21 protein-coding genes are annotated in these 19002 nt (G+C 65.0%); 13 read left to right on the forward strand and 8 right to left on the reverse strand.

Annotation, left to right across the window (positions count from 1 at the left end):
* Positions 1-23 precede the first annotated feature (23 nt).
* The 4 genes from AC5RUF_RS00970 to AC5RUF_RS00985 all read right to left on the reverse strand — a co-directional run bounded on the left by AC5RUF_RS00970 (position 24) and on the right by AC5RUF_RS00985 (position 5450).
* On the reverse strand, positions 24-713 hold the full coding sequence (locus AC5RUF_RS00970; RefSeq protein WP_494129403.1) for a spherulation-specific family 4 protein: 690 nt from the start codon (positions 711-713) through the stop codon (positions 24-26).
* Positions 710-2041 carry a hypothetical protein gene (locus AC5RUF_RS00975; protein ID WP_494129404.1) on the reverse strand — a complete coding sequence of 444 codons (1332 nt, stop codon included), beginning with the start codon at positions 2039-2041 and terminating at the stop codon, positions 710-712. Before AC5RUF_RS00975 ends, AC5RUF_RS00970 begins: the two co-directional genes overlap by 4 nt.
* The gene (gene pelF / locus AC5RUF_RS00980) at positions 2038-3609 is read right to left on the reverse strand and encodes a GT4 family glycosyltransferase PelF (protein ID WP_494129405.1); all 1572 of its coding nucleotides are present in this window, start codon (positions 3607-3609) and stop codon (positions 2038-2040) included. Before pelF ends, AC5RUF_RS00975 begins: the two co-directional genes overlap by 4 nt.
* 293 nt (positions 3610-3902) lie before the next feature.
* Positions 3903-5450 carry an anti-phage dCTP deaminase gene (locus tag AC5RUF_RS00985; RefSeq protein WP_494129406.1) on the reverse strand — a complete coding sequence of 516 codons (1548 nt, stop codon included), beginning with the start codon at positions 5448-5450 and terminating at the stop codon, positions 3903-3905.
* Positions 5451-5712: 262 nt separating this feature from the next.
* On the opposite strand from AC5RUF_RS00985, the gene AC5RUF_RS00990 reads away from it, so the two are divergent.
* The 4 genes from AC5RUF_RS00990 to AC5RUF_RS01005 all read left to right on the forward strand — a co-directional run bounded on the left by AC5RUF_RS00990 (position 5713) and on the right by AC5RUF_RS01005 (position 8270).
* The gene (locus tag AC5RUF_RS00990) at positions 5713-5976 is read left to right on the forward strand and encodes a phosphoribosyl-ATP diphosphatase (RefSeq protein ID WP_227902106.1); all 264 of its coding nucleotides are present in this window, start codon (positions 5713-5715) and stop codon (positions 5974-5976) included.
* Positions 5977-6063: 87 nt separating this feature from the next.
* Positions 6064-6909: an ATP phosphoribosyltransferase gene (hisG, locus tag AC5RUF_RS00995; RefSeq protein ID WP_494129407.1), complete on the forward strand. Its 846-nt coding sequence runs from the start codon at positions 6064-6066 to the stop codon at positions 6907-6909.
* An 11-nt stretch (positions 6910-6920) separates the two neighbouring features.
* Positions 6921-7691, forward strand: a complete 771-nt coding sequence (gene hisF / locus AC5RUF_RS01000) for an imidazole glycerol phosphate synthase subunit HisF (RefSeq protein ID WP_494129408.1) — start codon at positions 6921-6923, stop codon at positions 7689-7691.
* Between the two features lie 93 nt (positions 7692-7784).
* A complete protein-coding gene (locus AC5RUF_RS01005; RefSeq protein WP_494129409.1) occupies positions 7785-8270 on the forward strand; it encodes a GNAT family N-acetyltransferase in 486 nt (161 codons plus the stop codon).
* 95 nt (positions 8271-8365) lie between these two features.
* Here the strand turns inward: AC5RUF_RS01005 and AC5RUF_RS01010 are convergent, their stop codons facing one another.
* Positions 8366-9109, reverse strand: a complete 744-nt coding sequence (locus AC5RUF_RS01010; RefSeq protein WP_494129410.1) for a hypothetical protein — start codon at positions 9107-9109, stop codon at positions 8366-8368.
* 115 nt (positions 9110-9224) lie between these two features.
* Entirely contained in the window at positions 9225-9719 is a 495-nt protein-coding gene (locus AC5RUF_RS01015; RefSeq protein ID WP_493996129.1) for a hypothetical protein, read from the reverse strand.
* A gap of 182 nt (positions 9720-9901) precedes the next feature.
* On the opposite strand from AC5RUF_RS01015, the gene AC5RUF_RS01020 reads away from it, so the two are divergent.
* Positions 9902-10942, forward strand: a complete 1041-nt coding sequence (locus AC5RUF_RS01020; protein ID WP_494129411.1) for an NAD(P)-dependent alcohol dehydrogenase — start codon at positions 9902-9904, stop codon at positions 10940-10942.
* A gap of 93 nt (positions 10943-11035) precedes the next feature.
* A complete protein-coding gene (locus AC5RUF_RS01025; RefSeq protein ID WP_493996131.1) occupies positions 11036-11668 on the forward strand; it encodes a hypothetical protein in 633 nt (210 codons plus the stop codon).
* Positions 11669-11706: 38 nt separating this feature from the next.
* Here the strand turns inward: AC5RUF_RS01025 and AC5RUF_RS01030 are convergent, their stop codons facing one another.
* The gene (locus AC5RUF_RS01030) at positions 11707-12348 is read right to left on the reverse strand and encodes a dihydrofolate reductase family protein (RefSeq protein ID WP_494129412.1); all 642 of its coding nucleotides are present in this window, start codon (positions 12346-12348) and stop codon (positions 11707-11709) included.
* Positions 12349-12482: 134 nt separating this feature from the next.
* On the opposite strand from AC5RUF_RS01030, the gene AC5RUF_RS01035 reads away from it, so the two are divergent.
* From AC5RUF_RS01035 to AC5RUF_RS01050, 4 genes are all read left to right on the forward strand, one after another.
* Positions 12483-13037, forward strand: coding sequence for an RNA 2'-phosphotransferase (locus AC5RUF_RS01035; protein WP_494129413.1), 555 nt, complete (start codon positions 12483-12485; stop codon positions 13035-13037).
* On the forward strand, positions 13037-13636 hold the full coding sequence (locus AC5RUF_RS01040; protein WP_494129414.1) for a hypothetical protein: 600 nt from the start codon (positions 13037-13039) through the stop codon (positions 13634-13636). Before AC5RUF_RS01035 ends, AC5RUF_RS01040 begins: the two co-directional genes overlap by 1 nt.
* Before the next feature lie 96 nt (positions 13637-13732).
* On the forward strand, positions 13733-14152 hold the full coding sequence (locus AC5RUF_RS01045) for a hypothetical protein (protein ID WP_494129415.1): 420 nt from the start codon (positions 13733-13735) through the stop codon (positions 14150-14152).
* A gap of 108 nt (positions 14153-14260) precedes the next feature.
* Positions 14261-15292, forward strand: coding sequence for a DUF808 domain-containing protein (locus tag AC5RUF_RS01050; RefSeq protein WP_494129416.1), 1032 nt, complete (start codon positions 14261-14263; stop codon positions 15290-15292).
* Between the two features lie 205 nt (positions 15293-15497).
* Here AC5RUF_RS01050 and AC5RUF_RS01055 read toward each other — a convergent pair whose 3' ends face one another.
* Positions 15498-16145, reverse strand: coding sequence for a TIGR03085 family metal-binding protein (locus AC5RUF_RS01055; RefSeq protein ID WP_493996137.1), 648 nt, complete (start codon positions 16143-16145; stop codon positions 15498-15500).
* A 99-nt stretch (positions 16146-16244) separates the two neighbouring features.
* On the opposite strand from AC5RUF_RS01055, the gene hisI reads away from it, so the two are divergent.
* The 3 genes from hisI (at position 16245) to AC5RUF_RS01070 (ending at position 18986) form a co-directional block, all read left to right on the forward strand.
* Entirely contained in the window at positions 16245-16634 is a 390-nt protein-coding gene (gene hisI / locus AC5RUF_RS01060; RefSeq protein WP_493996138.1) for a phosphoribosyl-AMP cyclohydrolase, read from the forward strand.
* 79 nt (positions 16635-16713) lie between these two features.
* Positions 16714-18276, forward strand: coding sequence for an anthranilate synthase component I (locus AC5RUF_RS01065; protein WP_494129417.1), 1563 nt, complete (start codon positions 16714-16716; stop codon positions 18274-18276).
* Positions 18273-18986 (forward strand): Trp biosynthesis-associated membrane protein, encoded by a 714-nt coding sequence (locus tag AC5RUF_RS01070; RefSeq protein WP_494129418.1) that lies wholly within the window; start codon positions 18273-18275, stop codon positions 18984-18986. The genes AC5RUF_RS01065 and AC5RUF_RS01070 overlap by 4 nt, the downstream gene beginning before the upstream one ends.
* The last annotated feature ends 16 nt before the right edge of the window (positions 18987-19002 follow it).

The following is a 19002-nucleotide window of genomic DNA, read 5'->3' on the forward strand; positions in this document are numbered from 1 at the left end:
GGCCCGCCTCCTAACGCCACGCCTCACGGTGCCGGATGGTCCGCTGACAGGCCGGCGGCAGCCAGGCCCGCGGACACCGCAGCCGGGGGACCGAGCCACGGGTTGGGCATGGACCGGTCGGTGACGTAAGCGTGTCCGGCGCCGCGGTGACCGGCGGCCAGCCGGAGTCCGGTGAGCTGGGCGGGGTCGCCGCTATGCACCAAATGCCAGAGCCGCGCCGGCGGGACGTTCTGCGCCCAGGCCGGGTGTCGGAAGCCGGCATAATCCACGGCGGTTCCCTCAAAAACGCAGGTGACATCGAACAGCCGCACGTGCCCGGCCGTCGGAAAGACCCCGGGATTCGCGGCAAGGAAGCGGATGCCGGCGACCCGCGCCGCCGCCGCATACTCGCTGCACAGGCCCAGGCTGCCTTCGCCGGAGGGAAGTTCGTCCAACATGATGCCGTCCAGCCCGTACATCCGCTGCCAGGCCTGCACGTCCCGGGCCACCGCCTCGGGGGACCGCTGGCCGTAGTGGACCGGGACGTACCCGAGCAACCGGGTCTGCCCCAGACCGGCAACCGCGTCCGGGTAGTAGGGATCGTCCTCCGCGCCGGGGCCGTTGTGCACGTTGAGAACGGCGAAGGAGACGTGTTGTCCGGCCAGCCATGCCCATTCCCGCGGCCCTTCCGCGGGGTGGATGTACCAGGGCAGGGCCAGCCGGGGTGCCCTCACGCGTAGGTCCGCGGATCGGCCACCAGTGCCAGCAGCACTACGAGTCCCGCTACCAGGCACCCTGCTGCCACCAGGATGCCGGTCAGGGGACCGACCAGGAGCCACGCCGCCGCTGCCAGGCAGGCCGCCGCGGCGAACATCACGCCGCGGTGCGGCAGTCCGAAGGCGCTGAGCGCCGTGGAGATGGTGGCCAGGGCGCTGAAGGCGGCGGCAACCAGCACCGTGTCGGCCACCTTGCTGTCCTCCACCAGGAAGATGACCACCAGCGAGGAGACCGATGCGGAGATCACCACAATGGTGGAGGAGATGGAGATGGTCAGCAGCCAGGCGTTCCAGGCGGCGTGCCGGAGCAGCGGCGTGCGCTGGGAGGACCATTGCAGCCGCTGCCGCATCAGCATCAGCGCCGGGTCGGTGGCTGCGGCGGCAACCACGGTGGCGGCTACCAAGGCGGTGCCTTCCCAGGCGGGCAACCGGGTCAGGGCCAGGGTGAGGGCTGCGGCAAGGAAGACCGCCTGCGCCGCCGGAGCGACGGCTGCGCGGGCGTCTTCCCGCCGCGGCCGGCGGCTTTCCTTGATGGGGCGGAGCTGGATGGCGAAGAGCACGGTGACTGCGGCGACCACCAGCAGCGCGGTGCCGGGCACGATGACCCCCGCCGCGCTGTCCCTGAGGGCAAGGGTGAGGGTCACAATGGACACCCCGCAGGCCAGGACCGTCAACAGGAACCAGGACCGGCCGAGGATCACCAGCATGGACACCACGCAGGAGTACCAGCACCAGACCATCAGGAGGCCGGCCATGGTGGCGTCGTGCCCGGGAAGGATCAGGGACGCCCCCACGTAACAGGCCAGGGCCGCCATGACCAGCAGCGTGGCGCCGGTGCCGCGGGCTATGCCGCGTTTCAGCTGCCCGGCCCCCGCGTAGGTCCAGACAATGCCGGAGATGGACTGGCCGATGATCCAGGCGCCGATACCGGCAACGAGGACCTCCCGGGTATTGGCGGCCATGACCGTGGCGGTGAGTCCGCCCAGCACTGCGCCGAGGATCAGCACAATGCCGCGCCGGACCGATTCGAGCAGGGCACCGCGGCCAAGCCATCCCTGCAGCTCGGTGCCGGCCTGGGTTTCGCCGCGCACCTGCTCCAGGGAGGAGGCGTAGGCGAACACGTCCGTGGCGCCGTGGCGCTGGCGGACGGTGCGGTCGCTGAGCCCGGATGCCTCCAGCCGTGCGGTGATTTCAAAGGTGTCTACGGCGTCGTAGGCCACCTGGTTGCTTTTCAGTTTCGGGACGGCGGAGCCCGCAGCGGGCACCGTCACACTATCGGCGCTCATGCGGACAACCTCAGGGATTCATTGGAGTGGACATCGGGGATTTGCGGTGCGGCGTCGGTATCGCCGGAACCGGCCACGGGCCGGAGGCCGGGTGCGGGCGGGTGTTCAAACAGCCGCCCGTCCCGGGCGGCGGCATAGGCCTCCCGGTACCGGCCGAGGCAACGTTCCAGCGTGAACTCGGCGAGGGCCCGACGTCGTGCTGCCGCTCCCATCTCCGCCCGCAGGTGGTCATCGGAGAGCAGCGTGATGCAGGCTTCGGCAAATGCTTCGGGGTCCCGGGCGGGCACCAGCATGCCGGTGGTCCGCTCCTCGTCCAGGCATTCGGCGACGCCGCCGACGTCGGTGTTGACGGTGGCGCGCCCGCACATCATGGATTCGATGAGGGTGAAGGGCAGTCCTTCGGACACGCTGGACAGGGCCACCACGTGGCCGGCCTCGATGGCCGGGCGGCTGCCCTTGCTGGGGCCTTCCCAATGCACCGCGTCGGTGACGCCCAGATCCGCTGCCAGTTGCACGAGGTCCGCCTTGTAGCCGTGGTTTTCAGCCGGAGTGGGCCCGAACAGCCGCAGCTGGGCGTTGGGTATCCGCCGGCGTACCAGTGCGAAGGCGGAGATCAGGGTTTCCAGGTCTTTCAGCGGATCGATCCGCCCCACAAAGCTGATGGTGGGCAGGTCGGGTTCTGTCGTGACCGGCAGGAACCTGCCCGGATCCACGCCGTTGGAGATGGTGTGGATGCGCTCCGGCGGGGCGCCCAGCCGGCGTTCCCAGCGGGCGTTGAACTGGTTGACCGGCAGGACCATGTGGGCCTGGGCAACCACCACCTGGCAGAGCCGGCGCAGGAACGCCGTGACGGCGCGGCGGACCGGCCAGGAGAAGTTGGCTCCGTGCAGGGCGAGGTAGCGTTCGCGCAGGTACACCCCGTGCTCGGTCAGGAGGATGGGTGTGCCGTGCCTCCAGGAGTGGGCCAGCGCAATCAGGGACGAAGGGCCGTTGCTGGAGGCGTGGATGACATCCGCGCCGGCCGGCCGCTGGTCCACCAGGGCCAGGGCCCGGTCCACGATGCTGGCGGCCATGACGGCGTCGGCCACGGACATGGGCGGCTCGCCGGTGCTGACCAGGTGCCGGTTCCAGGCGTCGAGGATGGGTGCCACGGAACCGCGGGTGGCCAGTGCGTGGGCCAGGCCGATCCGGTTGCTGATGGCTACCAGGTTGCGCAGGGCCTTGGTGGTGCGGCCGACGGGGTCGGCGTCGTCGGATCCCAGTGCGGCGTCCCACAGCAGGGTGAGTTCGGACTGGGTGCGGTCCATCCACTCCTTGCGCCGGGACCCGGGCCGGAGGGGGGACGCCAGCGGACCCCAGACTGGGACGGTCCGCAGCGACCGGACGTTTTCGGGAAGCTTCCAGACCGGCCGGTCGGCACCGCTTCCGGTCAGGGCGATCACCTGGAAGTCATGGCCGGGCATTCCCGCGATCAGCTGGTCGCACCAGGTGCTGACCCCTCCCGTGACCACCGGGTAGGTGCCTTCGGTGACCAGGGCTATCTTTAGTGGCTCGTCCCGGTCACGCAATTTGGGGCCGGGGATTGCAGCGGGTGCATGGACGTGGGCAGAACGGCAGAACCGCGTGATTGAACTCAGCATTTCGAGACCTCATAAGCGATGGACGACATCCCTGTCAGTACATACGGTCCGGCCGGGCGCGGTCACGCGTAAGTTCTACCCGTACGAAAGGCGGCTACGGGGTAGCCGTTTCGGAAGAATTGCTGAGTAATTTCGCAAACGTTTGGGACGGGTGCTGATCACGGAAGCAGTCCCGACTGTTGCGACCTTGCAGTACAGAGACATGAGGGGGCCTGCATTGGTCACTTACTACAGTGTGTGACGTCGCGGTCGATCGAGGTGAGGCGTTTAAGGATGCCTGAAAAATCCAGGCTCTCAATCACATCCTGTTCGCGTTTCAACGCACCTTCCAGCGGCTGGCGGCCGGCTAGTCGCATCCGCTTGACCGCCTCCTGGCCGAAGTCGAATCGCCCACTGCTGTTTTTGCCTCGGTTAATCATTGTAAAGACCCTAGAATATATAGTCCATGACACGCCCCAGAACGGCGTGACCTCCATTCTTTGAGAATCAACAATAGAATCCCTGTACATTTCCATAGCTAAAGATTTGGGGTAGGGATCAATATAAACGACCCTCGAGAGGCCGCTCGCGATAATAAGACGCATGCACATATGGCAGGGAAAAGCGGTTGTAAATAGCGTCGCGTCCTGCGTCGATGCTGTGGATCGGGCCGCCTGGGTAATGGCTGACATTTCGGCATGAGATACTCGTCCAAACTCGATGAGAGACATCAATCTTAGCGCTTTTATTCCATCCTTATCCTTCGCCACTATCGAGGTGTAGATGTCTTCCGGCGGCAGCTGAAGGAGATCCTTGGACAGCATCGACTTCTTCGCTAAAAACTGGATTAATTCTTTGACGGCCCGCTCGCTCATCCTTTTGTTGTAATCGTAGCCCTGTTTAAAGTCGCGCTTGTCTAAAGCATCACCCGGCCAATAATTTCCCCCGCCAGCGGCTGGAACCTCATTTGTCCCTGTGACGATAAGGTCGCCATTCCGCGTGGTGATGGAAGCCCCGACTTGTCGTCCACCATCCGATGAACGCAATGCTGCTGCGTATGCGTGGAACATAGCTTGCTCGTCGCGGGTAGGCGTGATGAAAGCCTCACCGAATACTAAGCCCACAAATCGGGATACTTCTTGACCCACATTTCCGTCGAGGTTCAGGAAATAATCCGACATGGCGAACGTTTCGCGAACTCTTTGGCCCAGTTCGTTTTGTCCGTCCCATTGGTCGCGGTGGATTAGTTCGGTAACTAACGCTTCGACGTTTGCCGCACTCGGCATTTCATCGACTAAATCCATTCTCAGCTTTTCACTTCGAGTTCCTTCATTCTGTTGTGCACCTATGAGGATGAAGCGACCCCCATAAACATGGCGCAATAATTCAACTTCGGCCTCATGTTTCAATGTGCGCAGAATCCATGCATGCCTCGACCCTTGGTTGGGTTTCAGGTTTTTCTTCACTCTCTGCGAGGCGATCTCATTAACCGCAACCGCCGCGAGTGCGTCGCCACTTTTATAGTGCTCCCTTAGCTCATCGCCCCTGTTCATGAGAGTCTCAGCCGTCGAAGCAGGGCTGTCTATATGAGAATAAATTGGGGACAAATGTTCGTTGTTCAGGAGTTGGCTCAGTCGGACCATCGTGGCGCTGTACTGGTACTGGGCCAGCTCACGTTGCAATCGAGGGAATAAGCCATCTAGATCTGTGCCAATGGGTGCGACGATGCCGATGACGACCTCGAAGTCTTGTTCATCCGAGCCTGTCCGGCTTATCGGATCGATAATCATGTTTCCCCCAAAGCATGTAGAATCTCTGATGTATAAAATCAGCATAAAGCGCTAATGATACCGCTCTGGGCAACAGATAACGCTCTAAGAAACTAGTCGGCGCGTGTGAGGAACTCTAGTACTCTCCTCGACAATGTGGTCCGGTGCGAGAGGGCCAAAACCTGTGGGGCAGGCCGGCCTGTCCTAGTACGCCTGGCAGTCGCTGTCACACCCCACCCGCACGATTCCGTCACACACCGCGGCACAGCGTACCCTTGTCACTGTGAAAACCTTCGAAGACCTCTTTGCCGAGCTGAGCCAGAAAGTTCAGGACCGCCCCGCCGGGTCACGCACCGTGACCGAATTCGAGTCGGGCGTGCATGGCATCGGTAAGAAGGTTGTTGAGGAGGCCGCCGAAGTGTGGATGGCCGCCGAATACGAATCCGATGCCGAATGCGCCGAAGAAATCTCCCAGCTGCTCTACCACCTCCAGGTCCTGATGCTCGCCAAAGGCCTGACCCTGCAGGACGTCTACAAGCATCTCTAGCCGCGCGCTGAGCCTGCTCAGCCCGTGGCCCGCCGGTCGAACTACTCCCTAACTCAGCGACAAAACTTCCAGCGAAAGATGCAACCCATGCTCCGTGTAGCCGTACCCAACAAGGGTGCCCTGTCCGAATCCGCCTCTGCCATGCTCAACGAGGCGGGCTACCGCCAGCGCCGCGACTCCCGCGAACTGGTCATGGTGGACCCCGATAACGACGTCGAATTCTTCTTCCTCCGCCCCCGTGACATTGCCGTCTACGTCGGCGCCGGCACGCTCGACGTCGGAATCACCGGCCGCGACCTGTTCCTGGACGCGCAGGTGGAGGCCGAGGAACTGCTGAGCCTGGGCTTCGGCGCCTCCACCTTCCGCTTCGCCGGCCCGGTGGGGGACTTCGAGTCCATCGAGCAGCTTGAAGGCAAGCGCGTGGCCACCAGCTACGACGGACTGCTGCGCGCCTACCTGGCCGAACGCGGCATCAACGCCTCCGTGGTGCGGCTCGACGGCGCCGTGGAGTCCTCCGTGCGCCTCGGCGTCGCGGACGCCATTGCCGACGTCGTCGAAACCGGAACTACCCTGCGCGCCGCAGGCATGGAAATCTTCGGCGAGCCGATCCTGAAGTCCGAAGCCGTGCTGATCGGCCGCAAGGGTGCCGAGCACCCCGCCGGACTGGACGTGTTGATCCGGCGCCTACGCGGCGTCCTGGTCGCCCGGCAGTACGTGATGATGGACTACGACGTGCGCAAGGACCTGGTGGAGCGCGCCGCCGCGCTGACCCCGGGCCTGGAATCGCCCACCGTTTCCCCACTGCAGAACAGCGACTGGGTGGCCGTGCGCTCCATGATCAAAAAGACCGACACGAACCGGATCATGGACGAGCTGTACGACATCGGCGCCCGCGCCATCCTCGTCAGCACCATCCACGCCTGCCGGATCTAGGGGAGAACACCATGAGTGTTGCCATCCGCGTCATCCCCTGCCTGGACGTCGACGCCGGCCGCGTGGTCAAGGGCATCAACTTCGAGGGACTGCGCGACGCCGGAGACCCGGTGGAACTTGCCCACCGCTACGACAAGGCCGGCGCGGACGAACTGACCTTCCTGGACGTCACCGCGTCCTCGGGCAACCGGGAGACCACGTTCGACGTCGTCGCCCGCACCGCCGAGGAAGTCTTCATTCCGCTGACCGTCGGCGGGGGAGTGCGTTCCATCGCGGACGTGGACCGGCTGCTGCGCTACGGCGCGGACAAGGCCTCCATCAACACCGCCGCCGTCGCCCGCCCGGACGTGATTGACGAAATCACCCGGCACTTCGGCTCCCAGGTGCTGGTGCTCTCCGTCGACGCGAGGCGCACGCACGACGGCGCCACGCCATCGGGCTATGAAGTCACCACCCACGGCGGGCGTACCGGAACCGGGATCGACGCCGTCGCCTGGGCGAAGGAGGCCGCCGACCGCGGGGTGGGGGAGATCCTGCTGAACTCCATCGACGCCGACGGCACCCGCGAGGGTTTCGACATCGAAATGATCAAGGCCGTCCGCGCCGCCGTGGACGTGCCGCTGATTGCCTCCGGCGGGGCGGGCAAGCCCGAGCACTTCCCGGCCGCCGTGATCGCCGGGGCCGACGCCGTGCTGGCCGCCTCGGTGTTCCACTTCGGACCCGATGATGCGATCCACCAGGTGAAGCAGGCCATCCGTGACGCGGGGTTCCCCGTCCGGTAGCGGCTGCCCCTCACGGCCGACCCGGCCGTGAGGGCACGCTCGGGTGCGCCCGGCTTGCGCTGGAATGGGGAGTCATGTGGCATGCTCACGTCCATGACTATGCCTACACGCCTCCGGCACGCCGAAGTAAGCGATTTGCCCTTCATCCTGCGCCAAGAGCGCGAATACATGGAGACCATCGAGCCGCATGCACTCCTGGGCTGGCTGACAGTCCTCGACCAGAACCTGGAACTGTGGATCGATTGCCTCCCGCACACGCTCGTCTGCCTCGATGCAGAGGGGCAGCCGCTGGGGTATGTGATGGGGAGCGTCGACGGCGACTCGGCAACCCTGGTCTCGATCAGTGTCCTTAGCAGCCGTCGCCGCGAAGGAATTGGGCGGATCCTCTTGGAGGCTTTCGAGCAGGAGGCCGGCTCAAAGGGAGCCGGCGTGGTGGAACTCGGTGTTTACCAAAGCAACCAGGCGCATCTGCTGTACCGGGGTGCGGGCTATGAAGCTGCGGGTCGGGACGGCGAATATGTGCTGTTCAGCAAGACGCTCAGCGCCGCCGGAGCGGGGAACCGGGCCTCACTGGGGTAGGTGCGTGGCAACGCCTGGACGCCCGAAACGCGCGAAGCCCTCGGGCGTCAGAGCGGCAGCCGCGTGTTTCCAGTAAGCGGGCATTTGCTCACGATCTATGGCTCGTCACTCTCTGACTCTAGCTTTTGAAGAAATGCGTTCGTCAACGGCCCCTTGCCATAGAGCGGAGAACCACCTGAGCCCGGAGGATTGGCACTCCAGCGTGCCTGAGTCCGCCTGTCAAGTTCTGCATAAGGGATTTCGCGCATGAGTCCCAGCGATGTCAGGGTGCTGATCAATACCGATACGGTTGTTGTCAGTCCGCATTTTTCCCGTAGCTGGTTTCTTTTCCAAAAGCGCGAATGTCCTGCGTTCTCGGGGTCCATTTCAGCGAGTGCTTTGATCATGCGGATGTGTGGAGCATCTACCCGAGAAAAGATGTCGATCCAGATCGTGGATTCGTCGACCAATGAGTCGTCCAATGCGAGGTTCCCCGCGGCGCGACCCAGCGCTCTAACCTTGTCATCCAGTGCCGTCCGCCGAGCCGCATCGCATGCGGACACGAAGGGGAGGAGTCGTTCCGGATTTGATCTAATAGCATCAAGGAATTCGTCCAACTCCAGTCCAGCATGGTCCTGACCCGCGGCCACCATGAGCTGGATATTCCGGTCTTGGTGCTCTTGGAGTGTTGTGCCTACCCCCTTTAGGTATGTGGCACCCCCGACGATGTAGGGAGCCGCAGGGGGAAGGGCTCCGCTTAAAACGATTGCTAGCGCATCTATAGATGCGTCAACGGCACGTTTTGAATTTCCCTCAGTACCGATAAACGGGCCATTTCCTGGATCGTTTCCCTCATGCATAGATCAAGACTATGGCCAGCCGACTCTGTTTATCGTGTAGGGTCGCCCGGGAGCGGGCGCTGCGCCGCGCTCAACGACCCGTACGCCCACTTCTAGATCCTGCCGGACTTTTGTCCTAGGCCCGGGCCTGGACCATGTTGGCGAAGGGCAGGCGGCCGTACTGCCGCACAAACTCCGCCTGGTACCCCGCAAGGGCCCCGTTGAGTTCCTCCACCGGCAGTTCCTTCCACGCCACCAGCAGCTTGCCCGCATCGGCAAGCTGCCAGATCAGCCGGCCGTCCCAGTGGCCCGGCGGTTTCCCGTTGCCGAAGTCCACGAACTCTGCGATCTGTCGGCGCAGCCCCCGGTTGCCCTTGCTGCCGGCGCCGGCCTTGCCGAGGAAGAGGACGTCCGCATCGGGAACCCACTCGGCGGACAGCTCCGCCGGAGCCAGCGAGGGATCCTTCTTCTTGAACACGCCTGCAGTGCTTTTGGCCAGGAAGCGCGGTTCAAACCCCTCGGGACGTACGACGGCGAAAACTCCCTGCCGCTGCGGGATCCGGTTGGTCTCCAGGCCCGCGATCGGCCGGAAACCGGAGAAACCGTGATCCTTGAGTGTTTTTCTGTTCAACGGTAGGTTCCTTGCGACGGCGGGGGATCGAGCGGGCAGCCCGGTGCGGCGCAAACCGCTCCCCAATACTATCGGTGCGCCCAGGCTCACAGCCGGAACGACGGCCGAGGAAATAAACGACGCCGGCACGGACTTGTGCTTAATGTGCCCCATGGCACTGTTCCCCCACAGCTTGGAGAAATATGACTACCGCACGCGCTTACGCCGCCACCTCCGCCACGGATCCGCTGGTTCCCACCACCATTGAACGCCGCGAGGTCGGCCCGCATGACGTGCTGATCGACATCGCCTACGCCGGCATCTGCCACTCCGATATCCACACGGTCCGCGGCGAGTGGGGACCCATTGCCTACCCGCAGGTGGTCGGCCACGAAATCGTGGGCACCGTCGCCGCCGTCGGCGCCGAGGTCACCAAGCACCAGATCGGAGACCGGGTGGGCGTGGGCTGCATGGTCAACTCCTGCCGCGAGTGTGAAAACTGCAAGGCCGGGATGGAGAACTACTGCCTGAACGGCAACGTCGGCACCTACGCCAGCAAGGACGTGGACGGCACCATCACGCAGGGCGGCTACGCCACCTCCGTCGTGGTCAATGACGACTTCGTGCTGCGCGTCCCGGAGAGCATTTCCTATGAAGCAGCCGCGCCGCTGCTCTGCGCCGGCATCACCACCTACTCGCCCCTCGCACACTGGAACGCCGGCCCCGGCAAGCGCGTCGCCGTCGTCGGCATGGGCGGCCTGGGCCACATGGCCGTGAAGATCGCCGTCGCCATGGGCGCGGACGTGACCGTGCTGTCCCAGACGCTGAGCAAGCAGGAGGACGGGCTGCGCTTCGGCGCGAAGGACTACTACGCCACCAGCGACGAGAGCACCTTCGAGAAGCTGCAGAACACGTTCGACCTGATCATCAACACGGTCAGTGCCCCGCTGGACCTCAACCAGTACCTGGCCCTGCTGCGCCTGGACGGCACCATGGTCAGCGTGGGCGCTCCGCCCGAGCCCATGCCGATTTCCGTATTCACCCTGATGGGCAAGCGCCGCTCTTACGCCGCATCCAACATCGGCGGCATCGCCGAAACCCAGGAAATGCTGGACTTCTGCGCCGAGCACGGCATCGCCCCCGAGGTGGAACTGATCGACGCCAAGGACATCAACACCGCCTACGAGCGTGTGCTCAAGTCCGACGTGCGGTACCGGTTCGTCATCGACGCGGCAACTATCTAACCTGTTAGTTACCTGCAGAGGCGCCCCGCCGTATGGCGGGGCGTTTCTGCGTTAAGGTGTAGCCAGGTTTGGTGCGGGCAACGGGGGAGAAGCATGTCGTTGGGTCGGGAACTGGACGCTGCGTGGGGTGCCCTGCTCAAAGGGCACGGGTTCCGTAAGTCCAGAGGCATCCACACACTGGATCTGGGCGAAGACTGGCTGGGATGGCTGGGGCTGAACCGTGCCTCGTACTACGGTGCGGGTCCAGTGAATGTGACTCCGGTGGTGGGGATCTGCTGGAAGCCCCTCTCACGTATTTTTCACGAGTTGAATCCCCATCTCCCGAAAAGCACCTCTGCGACCCTGACCCGCCCGCTGTATACCCTGCTCCCGGAGTCCTACAGCTGTGCGCAATTCATTCTGGCGCAGTGGCGTGTGAGGCAGGAGAAAGGGGAGCCCTTCCGTTTGGAAGAGGTGCTGGATGCCGTGGTCCTGTGGGGCATTCCGTTTATGCAATCCCTGTGCGAACCCGAGGGCGTTGTGGACAAGCTGCGCCCGCCCTCCCACTTCCAGGTCAACCAGGCTGTCCCGTGGCAGACCTATCCGATTGCCCTTGTCCTGACCGGACGGCGGGCGGAGGCCGTCGAGTTTGTCCGCGGCCACGCCCGGGAGGTTGCTGACAAGCCGGATATGGCGTCTAAGGCATATCTGGAGTTCTCTGCCCGGTTCCTCGAAAAATATGCCTAGGGCGCACGTCTTCTTCGTACGAATGTCCTCCCTGCCGGCTACTTGCGGCGGAACGTGACATGCGTAGTCCCGCTCGGTGCCGTTTCCGTGCTGACCTCGCAGTCCCTTTCCAGGCCCCGCAGGTCGTCCCAGAGCCGCGTACCGCGCCCCAGGATGATGGGCGCAATGCCAACGTGCAGGTCATCAACGAGGCCTGCCCGGAAGAATTCGCGTACAGTCTCCGCACCGCCCCCGATGTGGACATCGCCGCTGCCGGCAGCGCCGGCTGCGGTCTCCAGGGCTTCCCGTGGTGACGCACTAAGGAAGTGGAACGTTGTACCGCCGGCCATGTCCAGCGACGGGCGGGGCGTGTGCGTCAGCACGAAGACCGGCACGTGGAACGGCGGATCCTCGCCCCACCAGCCCCGCCAGTCGGCGTCGTCCGGGTTCGCGTGCAGGCCGAACATCCCGGCACCCACGATCTCCGCGCCGACGTTCTCGAAGTAGCGCTGGGCATAACGGTCGTCGACGCCGGTGTTTCCCTGTCCGCTGTCGTCGTGCAGCACCCGCTCCCGGAACGTCCGCGTGGCCGCATAGGCGGCGGTGAGCCGTGCCCAGTCCTCACCAAACGGATTCTCGGGCGTCTGGTCGGTAGTGGTGGCGAAACCGTCCAGCGAGATGTTGAGGTCAACACGGGTCATGATCGGCTCCCGGGTGGGGTGGGGTGGGCGGTGTCGTTGCGATCGGACTGCCCTCACCCTAAGTAGGGCATAATGCAGATTCAATCCCCCCCGGTCTCCGCGAACATTGTCGGCGGAGCGAAAGGAATTCCGCCATGACCACCCCTGTCACAGCGCGAGAAATCAGCCGCGTGCTGTCCCACGCGCTGCGCCATGCCCCGGCACAGTACGGATTAAGCCTCGACGCCGAAGGATGGGCGCCAGTCACCGACGTGCTGTCCGCCCTGCACCGGATGGGACCGCAGTGGCAATCCGTTGACGAAACCACGCTGCACGAGGTGCTGGAAGCAGCCACGAAAAAGCGGCACCAGATACGGGACGGCCGGATCCGGGCTGTCCACGGGCATTCCGTCCCCGTGCAGCAGGTTTCTGAACCGGTCCAGCCCCCGGCCGAACTTTTCCACGGCACCTCCCGGGACACCGTGCCCGCCATCCTGAACGCCGGGTTGCTTCCCATGAGCCGGCAGTACGTCCACCTGGCCGACACGGTGGAACAGGCTAGGGAAGTGGGGCGCCGCAAGGACACGGACCCGGTGATCCTCACCATCGATACCGGCATTGCCGCCGCAGAAGGGATTAGCTTCTACCGGTCCGATTCGGGAGTATGGCTCGCAGACGCGATCCCCGCGTCGGCGGTGCAGGAACGCTAGTGGAAAACGCCATGCCGGTCCATGTGAGGGCCAGATGGATACCGCGGAAACGCCGGTCACTGCTCTTCGGAGCGGCATACCTGTCCTACGATGTACGTTTTGCCAACGGAGAAGTGGAGCTGGACGTCAATATTGATGACGTGCTGCAAGGTGCACGATATCCGGCGGACTACCACGCCACGATCAGCGGGGCGAAGGCTGTGGCGGGCAGAGGTGGGCCGGGCGAATGGGTGGACTACCCGTACGGGCGTCCGCTCCCCGGCGGCAACCTCGGCTCCTTGCCGGACGATATGTCGCGTTTTGCTTTTATTCTGGGCGTCATGGGCCTCCAGGAGCTCGGCGGGAAGTATGCGGCCCTGGCCGGGAAGCTGCGAACCGATACTTCCTCCCGCGCACTTGCAGAAGCAAGGGAATGGGTTAGGGGCAGTTTCGGGAAAGGCAGTGGCAGCCTCGGCGACCGATATGTGTACCGTGACGGAGCCTTCGACGAAGGGTTGAACACCGAATACGAAACCCTCCTGCAAAGGCTCACGGATTTCGCACATGACACCGGGGTAGGTGCTGACGGGCAGGGCTGGCGCGAGACGCCACCGGCGTAAAGCCGGGGCGCATCTACTCCGGGAAGAATCTCCCGGAAAAGATGCCAGAATTTATCTCTGGTGTTTGTAAATCCGTTTTAGAAGGGGAGCCTCACAGTGGAAGATGAAGAGCGCCCGGTGCTTTTGAATGGACGCCCTCGCGAGGAGCTGACCGAGCTCGATCTTCTGATGGGAAAGAAGACCACCAGGATTATGGGAATCCTATGTGTCGCCGCCACGGCGGTCTGCGCAGCCTTGGCGGTGTTTGTTTTACTGAGTGTTCCCCTAAGCACGAAGTTGCCCTACGACGGCCAGTTTGGCAGGAACGGGGTACCCATGCCGCTAGCGATACTGCCCGTTTTTGTGCCCCTCGTGGGACTGTGGAGGGCAACACGGAAGCCTGATGCCCATCACATGGGAAAGGGAGCCCGTGTGAGGGTGCCAATCTTTGGAACGGCATTGATCTTGGTCTTCGTCTGGGCCCAATGGGCCATAGTGCATGCAATCCTGGTGGAGGGCGGAGCGCTCCCGGCGTAGTGTGTCCGCCGTCCCAGCCCCACCTATAATTGGGTCCATGCCAATTCTGCGCCTGGAGGGCGCCCACCGTGAGCACCTGCCCGTACCGTACCAGCACGGAGCTGAACTGTGAGCGGCGGGCTCGTTGCCCTGCTGGATGACGTCGCTGCCCTGGCACGCATAGCCGCCGCTTCGGTGGATGACATCGCCGCCGGTGCCGCTAAAGCAGGAGCCAAGGCCGCGGGCGTTGTGATTGACGACGCCGCGGTGACCCCGCAGTACGTCTCCGGTGCGGACCCTTCACGCGAACTGCCGATGATCAAAAAGATCTTCTGGGGATCGCTGCGGAACAAGCTGCTGTTCATCCTGCCGGCGCTGCTGCTGGTCAGTGCCTTTATCCCCGGCGTGATCCCGTTCATCCTGATGCTGGGCGGCACGTATCTCTGCTACGAGGGTGCGGAGAAGGTCTGGCACAAGTTCTTCGGCCACCATGAAGACAAGGGCGCGCCTGCAGTGGAGCGCGGCCCGGACGCTGAGTCCAAGGTGGTTAAGGGCGCCATCACCACGGACTTCATCCTGTCCTGCGAAATCATGGTCATCGCCCTGAACGAAGTGGGCGACGCGTCCATCTGGGTCAAGGCCATCAGCCTGGTGGTCGTGGCCATTGCGATCACTATCCTCGTCTACGGGGCCGTCGGCCTGATCGTCAAGATGGACGACATCGGCCTGCATCTCGCCAAGAAGGAGTCTGCCGGCGCCCAGCGTTTCGGCGGGATGCTGGTGCGGGGGATGCCCGCCGTCCTGGCGGCCATCACCTTTGTCGGAACCATCGCCATGCTCTGGGTGGGCGGCCACATCATGCTCGTGGGCGTGTCCGACCTCGGCTGGCACGCGCCCTATGACCTGGTCCATACCCTGGAACACCCCGTGGCCGGGATTGCCGTTGTGGGCGGTTTCCTCGGCTGGCTCGTGAACACCCTGTGCTCGGCCGTCGTCGGGCTGGCCTGGGGCCTGGTGGTCATGGCGGTCCTGCACCCGTTGATGAAGGTCCTGCCGTTCGGTAAGAAGGGCGGCAAGAAGGACGGACACGAAGACGGCGACGCCCGGGCGGCAGCCGCCGGGCACAGTCCGGAGAAACCCGAAGCCGACTCCGCCAGCTAACCCGGACCCGGTTTCAGGGGCGGCCCCTTGCCCAGGGGCCGCCCCTTTGGCGTAATACGGGCAGATTCGGGGGTCGCGGAAACCCTGGCTCGCGGTGCTGCTGACTGCTGCTGCCATGCAGTGAAGCGGGCGGAAATCCCACGGGGGACCGGGAAAGTCCCCGCGACACGCATGGGCGATACGGAGGGCCGGAGAAGCGGAAGAGCTAGATCCCGATCTCCGCACTCTCCAGCAGCGCGACGGCGTCCGGCTGGCCTTCGAACATCACCAGTGCGTGCCGGGTGCGGCCGTGGGCATGCATCAGCAGCTCACCCGGCTCACCCACAATGGCCACTGAAACCGGTGCACGTTTGGCCACGTGCCGGGGCCCGTCCGGCCGGACCAGGACAATGCCCAGGTCCACGCCGCGGTAGAGGATGGCGGCACGCTTGATCAGCTCCGCCCACAGGGCATCGGAATAATCGCTGTCCAGGGCGCGCGGCGCCCAGCGGTCCGAAGCGGCACGGCGGACGTCCTCCGTGTGGACGAAGTACTCGCTGAGGTTCGCACTGTTGTCCACGGATTTCAGGTGCATGGGGGAGTAGGCAGGAGGGCCGGCACGGAAGGAGCGGACCAGTTTGGCGTAGCTCTCGGTGGTGGACGCCTTCTGCGCCACTTCGGCCAAAGCCTTGTCCGCACGGCCGGCCAGGGGCTTCACGAAGAGACCCACGGCGGAGCTGATTTTGTGCTCGCGCAGGTAGAGGTGCGCGGCCAGCTCCTTGGTGGTCCACCCCTGGCAGAGCGTGGGCGCGTGGGGACCCGCCGCAAGCAAGGTCTCGGCGAGGACTTCACGGGACGGTTCTACGTAATGCATCACTGCTGAAACTAGCATGGAACGCCGGATTTCGGCGCTGTGGCGGCACGTTACCGGCCGTTCGCAGGCAAGATACCCCGTGGCACTAGAATTAGGACGATGTCATCCTCACCTTCGCCCCAGAATCCGCACCTGCCTGCCGAACTGCGCGCCGCCCTCAAGCGCGACGACGCCGGGCTGGTGGCCGCCGTCGTCCAGCAGTACGACACGAACGAGGTGCTGATGCTCGGCTGGATGGATGAGGAAGCCCTGCACCGCACGCTGACCACCGGGCGGGTGACCTTCTGGTCCCGGTCCCGGCAGGAATACTGGCGCAAGGGGGATACCTCCGGGCACGTGCAGTGGGTGAAATCGGTGGCCCTGGACTGCGACGGCGACGCGCTGCTGGTCCGCGTGGACCAGGTGGGCGCCGCCTGCCACACCGGAACCCGCACCTGCTTCGACGGCCGTGAGCTGGCCGCCGTCGTCGGCGCCCCCGCGGCCGGCTAGCCCCGGCGCAGCAGAGACGCCGCACCAGCCCCGCCCCACCATGTCCGCCCCGAACACCGCAGGGAAGAAGCAGGAGAACATGCAGGATCTTGGAACCATCCGTCCCGGCCTGGACGAATTCCGGTCCCTGGCCGCCCAGCACCGGGTCATTCCCGTGCGCCTGACCGTGCTGGCGGATGCCCACACGCCCATCGGCATCTACCGGAAGCTGACGGGCGGCGAAGCCGGCACCTTCCTGATGGAGTCCGCCGCGTCCGGTGGCGTCTGGTCCCGCTACTCCTTCATTGGCGCCCGCTCGCGTGCCACCCTGACCACCCTGGACGGCAAGGCACATTGGCTGGGCAAGCCGCCCGCCGGAGTCCCGGTGGACGGCAGCCCGGTGGAAGCCCTGGCCCGCACCGTGGACCTGCTGGCCACCGAACGCTTCGAGGGGCTGCCGCCCTTCACTTCCGGCATGGTCGGTTTTGTGGGCTGGGAATCCGTGCGGCACTGGGAAAAACTGCCCAATCCGCCCGCCGATGACCTGGACCTGCCCGAGATCGCCATGAACCTGGTCTCCGACATGGCCATCCATGACAACAGCGACGGCACCGTGACCCTGGTGGCCAACGCCATCAACTTCGACGGCTCCGACGAGCGGGTGGACGAGGCCTGGCACGACGCCGTGGCCCGGGTCCGCTCCATGCTCGCCCGCCTGGCCGCCCCCACGCCGCAGGCCGCGTCCGTCATGGCGCCGGACACCGTGATTGACGTGGCCGCAAACGTGAAGGAAAGCTGGCCGAAGCCGGACTACACCCGGGCCGTGCAGCGCGGCAAGCAGGCCATTGTGGACGGCGAGGTGTTCCAGGTGGTCATCTCCCGCCGGTTCGAAGCCGACTGCCGCGCCGACGCCCTGGACGTGTACCGGGTGCTGCGTGCCACCAACCCCAGCCCGTACATGTACCTGTTCAACTTCGAAGACGCCCACGGCAACCCCTTCAATGTGGTGGGTTCCTCTCCGGAGGCCCTGGTCACCGTGACCGGACGCGACGTGATTACGCACCCGATTGCCGGCTCGCGTCCCCGCGGGAAAAATCAGGAGCTGGACCGGGCGCTGGCCGAGGAGCTGCTCGCCGATGAGAAGGAACGGGCAGAGCACCTCATGCTGGTGGACCTGGCCCGCAACGACCTCTCGAAGGTGTGCCGGCCGGGAAGCATCGATGTCACCCAGTTCATGGAGGTGGAGCGGTTCAGCCACATCATGCACCTGGTCTCCACCGTCGTCGGCCGGCTCGCGGAGGAGTCCAGCGCCTATGACGTGCTGGCCGCCACATTCCCTGCCGGCACCCTGTCCGGCGCCCCGAAACCGCGGGCCCTGCGCCTGCTCGATGAGGTGGAACCGCACCGCCGCGGCATCTACGGCGGCGTGGTGGGATACCTCGACTTCGCCGGAGACATGGACATGGCCATCGCCATCCGCTCGGCCCTGCTGCGCGACGGCAAGGCCTACGTGCAGGCCGGCGGCGGCATCGTGAACGACTCGGATCTCGAGGCGGAAGCCCAGGAAACCGTCAACAAGGCCGCCGCACCCCTGCGGGCGGCCCTGATCGCCCGGTCGCTGGAAACCGTCGCGGAAACCAATCCCCAGGAAGCAGACAAGTGAGCACCACCGATCCCGCAGCACCCCGCACCGCTCCGCGCTGGCAGCGCAAGGCCACCGTTATCATGGGCGCAGTGCTGCTGGCAGCCCTGGCCTTTGGCACCACCACCCGCACCTGGCTGAACGTTGCCCTGCCAACCACCACCGTAGCCACGCCCGACGTGGCCGTGTCCGGGTCCGACGCCGCCACCGCCGTCACCGCCTTCGCCGTGGTGGGTGTGGCCGCTGCGCTGGCAGCCGCCATCGCCGGCCGGGTGGGACGCTGGATCACCGCCGTCATCCTGGTGGTTGCCGGGGTGGGCGTGGCCGCGGCCAGCTACCGGATCATCAGCGACCCGCTGCAGGGCGCCGCCGGGGCCATTGGCAAGGCCATCGGCGTCACCTCCGCCGAAGGCACCGTGGTGGAACTGACCGCCGTACCCTACGTGGCCCTGGTGGCCGGCATCCTCATGGCCCTCTCCGGCGTGTGGCTGGCCCTGGCGGGACGGCACTGGACCACCTCCCGCCGCTACGCCGCCGCACCGTCCCCTGCCGCGACGGCGGGAGCTGACGACGCCGGCAGTACTGTCCCGGGTACCCGGGACACCGGCGCGGACGCGGCCTGGGACACCGGAGCGGATACGGACGGCCCTGCGGAGGACACCGCAGAGCCGATGGACGAAATCGACGGCTGGGACCGCCTCACCCGCGGCGAAGACCCCACGGACAAGTAGCTTTCCGGACCGGCAG

It is taken from the genome of Arthrobacter sp. Y3224198 (assembly GCF_059090025.1).

What these genes read in the sequence shown, in the direction of transcription:
- AC5RUF_RS01055 (WP_493996137.1), bottom strand. Translation starts at nt 16,145, where the DNA reads ATGCATTACGTAGAACCGTCCCGTGAAGTCCTCGCCGAGACCTTGCTT.
- hisI (WP_493996138.1), top strand. Translation starts at nt 16,245, where the DNA reads ATGTCATCCTCACCTTCGCCCCAGAATCCGCACCTGCCTGCCGAACTG.
- AC5RUF_RS01030 (WP_494129412.1), bottom strand. Translation starts at nt 12,348, where the DNA reads ATGACCCGTGTTGACCTCAACATCTCGCTGGACGGTTTCGCCACCACT.
- AC5RUF_RS00985 (WP_494129406.1), bottom strand. Translation starts at nt 5,450, where the DNA reads ATGATTATCGATCCGATAAGCCGGACAGGCTCGGATGAACAAGACTTC.
- AC5RUF_RS01065 (WP_494129417.1), top strand. Translation starts at nt 16,714, where the DNA reads ATGCAGGATCTTGGAACCATCCGTCCCGGCCTGGACGAATTCCGGTCC.
- AC5RUF_RS01020 (WP_494129411.1), top strand. Translation starts at nt 9,902, where the DNA reads ATGACTACCGCACGCGCTTACGCCGCCACCTCCGCCACGGATCCGCTG.
- hisG (WP_494129407.1), top strand. Translation starts at nt 6,064, where the DNA reads ATGCTCCGTGTAGCCGTACCCAACAAGGGTGCCCTGTCCGAATCCGCC.
- AC5RUF_RS01035 (WP_494129413.1), top strand. Translation starts at nt 12,483, where the DNA reads ATGACCACCCCTGTCACAGCGCGAGAAATCAGCCGCGTGCTGTCCCAC.
- hisF (WP_494129408.1), top strand. Translation starts at nt 6,921, where the DNA reads ATGAGTGTTGCCATCCGCGTCATCCCCTGCCTGGACGTCGACGCCGGC.
- AC5RUF_RS01005 (WP_494129409.1), top strand. Translation starts at nt 7,785, where the DNA reads ATGACTATGCCTACACGCCTCCGGCACGCCGAAGTAAGCGATTTGCCC.
- AC5RUF_RS01010 (WP_494129410.1), bottom strand. Translation starts at nt 9,109, where the DNA reads ATGCATGAGGGAAACGATCCAGGAAATGGCCCGTTTATCGGTACTGAG.
- AC5RUF_RS00975 (WP_494129404.1), bottom strand. Translation starts at nt 2,041, where the DNA reads ATGAGCGCCGATAGTGTGACGGTGCCCGCTGCGGGCTCCGCCGTCCCG.
- AC5RUF_RS01025 (WP_493996131.1), top strand. Translation starts at nt 11,036, where the DNA reads ATGTCGTTGGGTCGGGAACTGGACGCTGCGTGGGGTGCCCTGCTCAAA.